Here is a 4,628-nt window from a genome sequence, read left to right as displayed (position 1 = left end):
GGGACTGCTAAAGCCGTTCAAAAATGTTCCCGACATTTTTGTCGCGTGGCGGGCCAGAGGCCCTTCGGCTCCAGCTAAGTGACAGAAACTGTTCTGTCTCTTGTCCTGGGGGCACGCTACCGCCCATGGATTTAGGATTCCAGCGTTCCTTCTGTCCCCTAAGGGGCTGATTGTATGGGACAAGTGTCCCACTTAGCTCGAACGTACCACAGCACTTTTCGATCGTCTGTAGGACTTTTGCTCTTTCTTACAAAAAGTTGCGTTTGCTCAACTAACTAGGTTGCGGATATCTCTTTGTCCGATTACCACCTTGCCAAATAGTCCTTTTCTGTTACTTTGCCTCAGCGCAGATTTTATCTCGGCGTTTAGCCAATTCAGGGCTGCTGTCCTGCATCGCTTTTAGTATGAGCTGATTACATTCCTTCTCTTTAAGCTGCTGCTCTGTTTGCCGTACGGGCTTGCCTGCGGTGCCGGTCTTTGGATTGAACAGAAATGATGTCCAAGTCTTTGGGGTCGGTTCGCCTATTTTGGCTATCACGGGTTTGTAATTAAGGGATGCACTGCAATACATCCGCGATAAGCTGCGGCCTTTTGGGTTCAGGTTTTTCATGCTGGATAGCTGATTGCACAAATCCGTGAACATGGCTTTGGCTTGCAGTGTGCACTTGGAGTAGGCGGTTGCTTGCTGCTTAATGTCAGCGCAAACACTTTCTTGCTTTACCTGCCAGAGAAAGTGCTGGAATCGAATGTTGGTGCCCTTGTAGGTGAGTGTTTGGGCTGTGACATTAGTGTTTGCCGCATCAATGTAGGCGTTAGTGATGTTATTGCTCACCATCTCCAGATAGGCGGCGAACAGTTGCGACAGTGGATCCATGACTCATCCTTAAGTAGCTGCTTGCATGTAAATGCTTGGCTTCCCTTTAGTTAGCTAAAGATATTACCGTCTTTCATCTAGCTTTCAAATGCTTTGTGTCATGGTTGGTTTTCGGTTTTTACATAGTCTGTACACTTATTGATAGCACTCCACGGGAAAGCGGTCTGTGCTCTCTGCCTGATACTCTTTGTAGATTTCTCGTTGAGAAATGGTCCATTGGTGGACTCGGGTGATGACTTCAACCCCAAAGCTGATAATGCCTCTTAGGCGGGTTAGGGCTTCATCGCCGTAGCGGTTGGTTTTGACTGCCGGAATACCCGAAGCACAACTGAGTTGCTGAGTTGCTGAGTTGCTAAAGATATACACCTAATTCCCAGGCACAGGCGGAACTGTGACCTTCCGAGGCATGGATGCCGAGGCAGAGCTTACAAGGATGTACTTGCAGCGAGTCACAGGATCGCCTGTGCGAAAAGGACTGTTCTCGGACGTCCTGTCCTTCACGACATTCGAGCTTCCTGCCCATCCGCATCGCAGGTGAAGGGTTGTTGCTTAGCGGGAAGCTAAATCCAAGTTGGTTGGCTATTTAAGGCTTTAAAGCCACGATGGCCACATTGCTAACTCAATGTTTTCCTAAGAGAAAACTATCAGAGAACAAAATCACTAATTTGAAGCGCCTGGATCGGCAGGTGGATGGTTCTAAAAGAAGCTTGAGACTTGTGCAATCAGGCACAAGAAGAAAATGCTGGTCTCCCCACAGGAGAGATTTTTCACTTTTACCGACCTTAATCAAAATTAACGAAATCATATAATACAACGAGTTATGTGATTTTGGCTTGTATTGACTTTAACCAAAATTAGTCTAATTTACTCCCTAAGGCGGCACATAGGCGGCACAGAATTTGGGGCTAAGTATAAATGGACGCAGAAATTTCTTTCACAAAACGTGCTTTTGAACAGCTAAAAATCGGTACAAAAAGGTATCGTTTGGCCGATTTTGGGCATCGAGACTCGGTAAATGGGCTGATTCTGGAGGTTATGCCCAGCGGGAAGAAGTTTTTCAGGTTCCGCCGTAAGCACTTGGGAAAGGATACTTCAGTCACCATTGGCGAGTTTCCAAACGTCACCATCGAGAACGCCCGTAAGTTTGCCAAACAGATTGCGGTGCAGTTTGCCGAAGGGGAAAACCCCAACGAAGCCAAGCGGCTTGCCAGAGAAGAAACGGCCCGCCGTGATGCGCTCAGTATGTCGGTGCAGGATCTCTTTGATGGCTGGGTAGCCGAATTCCTGCTTAAGATAAAAACCGGCGAGCGGCGGCCCAAGTCATTGCAGGATGCGCGCTCAACATGGGCAAACCACCTGCAAGCCCCCATAGGTCATATCGAAGTCAGCGGCATAGATCCAGTCGGGGCTGAGAATCTGTTAAAGCGTATTCTGACCAAAAGCTCGGCAGCGGTTCGCAATAAATGCCTGACTCTGCTCAAGTCCATGTATGCCGGGCAAGAGCACAATCCCTTTGCCAAAGTCAGAAAACTGACTGAGGTGAAGCGTGAGCGCATTCTGAATCAGGATGAAGTGAGAAGGTTACTTGAAAGCCTTAACAGCGAGCGGCCCCTGTACCGCGACATTGTGATGATGTTGCTGCTCACCGGGCAGCGCAAAAGCTGTGTGCTCAGTATGGAGTGGCGCGAGATAGACAAAGACCGGGGGATCTGGCTTATCCCCACCTCTAAGATGAAGGCCAAAAAGGCCCATGCAGTGCCCCTGACCAAAGAAGCCATGGAAATCCTCACTCGGCGCAGTGCTGAAGCCGTTGCCGGGCAGCGGTTCGTGTTCCCCTCAGATAACAGCCTCACAGGCCATGTAACCGAAAAATCCAGTCAGGGCAGCTTCTGGCACCGGATCACCGACAGGGCGGGTTTACGGGGCGAAGGCAAGGGCGAGAGTGTCACCATTCACGACCTTCGGCGAACTATCGCCAGTTGGAGCGTGATGCGCGGCGGTAATATTCAAACCACCAGTAAGCTGCTCGGGCACAGTGACATTAGCATTACCGCCAGCACCTATGCCCACTTAGATATTGAACAGGTGAGGCGAGAGCTTGGGATCACTACAGCGGCTTTGCTGGGTTTTGGGGCAGAGGTTGGCGAAGCCATGAAGCCTAGAGAGCAGGAAAGCAGGGTAGAGCGGCTTATCAGGGAGATAGGAGAACTCTCGCCGGAAGAGCGGAAAGAATTACTTATTAAGATTGAACTAGCCACCAATTGACGCCCCTTTTTTTAAATTGCAGGCGGCACACAGAATCTGTATGTTTGATACAGAGTTTGAGCCCCCCTTGCTAACAGGTATAATATGGTCGAAGTGTAAATTTTCACCTGAAAAACACTTGACACATTTCCCACCATCTCTTCTCCAAACTGCACGCTGAACTTCGCTTGGAATAGGTTCTCGATTAGCTTTTTTATTTGATGATGGTGTCATAACGGCATCAAGTTTCTTTTGTCTCTTGACCTCTATGTCCATAATTAGGGCAGTAACTTCCTCTAAAGTTAAGTCAGGATCAGTCAACTTGTACCAAATGTCTCTGAATAAGGCATAGGTCATTATTTTGCCTCTTTGAGACTTCCTTACAGTTACTATGAATGGTCGTTCAAGTGAGATTTTGTAATTTTGTTTATTGATTGTCGCAATTATAGAGTTGTTCCAAATTACATCTCTGCCACCAAAAAAACCTTCTGAACCTAACATCATATCCGTAGCTCTTTTGATCATTTTTATTACTCCAGTATAGAATAAATTTTAAAGATTCAACTAAGTTAGGGAAAGCACATGCGTTGAAGACCTTTGTTAAGCTTTGAACACATGTTTTTGATGATACTTCATGTATTCCATAGTCCTTTTGTGTATCTCTCTCAATTTAAAGTTAAGTTCAAATTTTAATTCCAACTTGTTAATGTCATCTTGAGATAATTTTTTTGAAACAATTATTTTTCCAGTTTCACTAAATGTAATTAGACCTAAATCAAATAGATGATCTAGTGTTGGTTGTAATAAAAGCCCATTCATTGGATCAATTCGCTCCTGATTAGATGAATCTCTCCAAGGTTTGATATGCGATGCCCGAAGTAGAGAATGATTGCTTAGGCCTGTAACTGAACAACTGCCCCATAGTTCAACTACACCATCCCTGAATAGACCTTGCCCGATGCGGCTCTTTACGATTGAGTCTTTCTCAGTTTGATCTAGAGATTTGAATTCACATTGGTGTGTTTCAATGTCTTGAAATATATCTGGACTTCGATTTTCATTTCTTATCGAAAACACAAATTGACTAGGGGAAGAACTAAGAAGGCGATGTTCTTTTAGATGAATCTGCCCATAATAAACAAATGGCGTATGATGAATGTCTCGATAGAACAGGTGTATTTCATCGTTCGCAGACCTCGCATTAATCACTCTTGTGTCTGATGAGTGCTTTTTTTCTCCTTCCCAGTGAAGCAGATCCCCATCTAAATAGTCGTTGTACTGAGTTAGTGCTTCTTGCTTTTGTTTAGTGACAAACAAGATGATGAACTTTGTTCCGGATGGTGTTACAACGCCTCTAGAAATAGCCTGAAAGCCCTTGTAGCCCCAAATATCCGCCAGGTATGGCCGCTCATATTCTTGTCCTATATTCAGTTTTTCAAAGCTGACTGGCACGGTGTTTCCTTTTGATGGCTAACGCCAAGATCAGGTACGCCGTAGGCGGCACCTGTAT

At 46.0% G+C, this 4,628-nt stretch carries 5 protein-coding genes; 1 reads left to right on the top strand and 4 read right to left on the bottom strand.

Annotated elements, in window-relative coordinates; all coding sequences use genetic code 11:
• Positions 1 to 331: 331 nt before the first annotated feature.
• Together CX651_RS19515 and CX651_RS19510 are read right to left on the bottom strand one after the other, a co-directional pair.
• The gene (locus tag CX651_RS19515; protein ID WP_101057774.1) at positions 332 to 874 is read right to left on the bottom strand and encodes a hypothetical protein; all 543 of its coding nucleotides are present in this window, start codon (positions 872 to 874) and stop codon (positions 332 to 334) included.
• A 135-nt stretch (positions 875 to 1,009) separates the two neighbouring features.
• Positions 1,010 to 1,240, bottom strand: a complete 231-nt coding sequence (locus CX651_RS19510) for a hypothetical protein (RefSeq protein ID WP_101057773.1) — start codon at positions 1,238 to 1,240, stop codon at positions 1,010 to 1,012.
• Between the two features lie 549 nt (positions 1,241 to 1,789).
• Here CX651_RS19510 and CX651_RS19505 point away from each other — a divergent pair.
• Positions 1,790 to 3,139, top strand: a complete 1,350-nt coding sequence (locus CX651_RS19505; protein ID WP_101057772.1) for a tyrosine-type recombinase/integrase — start codon at positions 1,790 to 1,792, stop codon at positions 3,137 to 3,139.
• Here the strand turns inward: CX651_RS19505 and CX651_RS19500 are convergent.
• Both CX651_RS19500 and CX651_RS19495 read right to left on the bottom strand, forming a co-directional pair.
• Complete coding sequence (locus tag CX651_RS19500; protein WP_101057771.1) at positions 3,125 to 3,643, bottom strand: HNH endonuclease; 519 nt, start codon at positions 3,641 to 3,643, stop codon at positions 3,125 to 3,127. The two genes, CX651_RS19505 and CX651_RS19500, sit on opposite strands and share 15 nt — an antisense overlap.
• A gap of 75 nt (positions 3,644 to 3,718) precedes the next feature.
• Positions 3,719 to 4,570: an HNH endonuclease gene (locus CX651_RS19495; protein ID WP_101057770.1), complete on the bottom strand. Its 852-nt coding sequence runs from the start codon at positions 4,568 to 4,570 to the stop codon at positions 3,719 to 3,721.
• Positions 4,571 to 4,628 lie beyond the last annotated feature (58 nt).

Source organism: Shewanella chilikensis, assembly GCF_002836945.1.
Classification (GTDB): domain Bacteria; phylum Pseudomonadota; class Gammaproteobacteria; order Enterobacterales; family Shewanellaceae; genus Shewanella; species Shewanella chilikensis.
This window is presented reverse-complemented; position numbering and strand designations above follow the sequence as displayed.

Excerpts from the sequence above, each read along its gene's own strand:
- CX651_RS19515 (WP_101057774.1), bottom strand. The coding sequence starts at position 874 with ATGGATCCACTGTCGCAACTGTTCGCCGCCTATCTGGAGATGGTGAGC.
- CX651_RS19505 (WP_101057772.1), top strand. The coding sequence starts at position 1,790 with ATGGACGCAGAAATTTCTTTCACAAAACGTGCTTTTGAACAGCTAAAA.
- CX651_RS19500 (WP_101057771.1), bottom strand. The coding sequence starts at position 3,643 with ATGATCAAAAGAGCTACGGATATGATGTTAGGTTCAGAAGGTTTTTTT.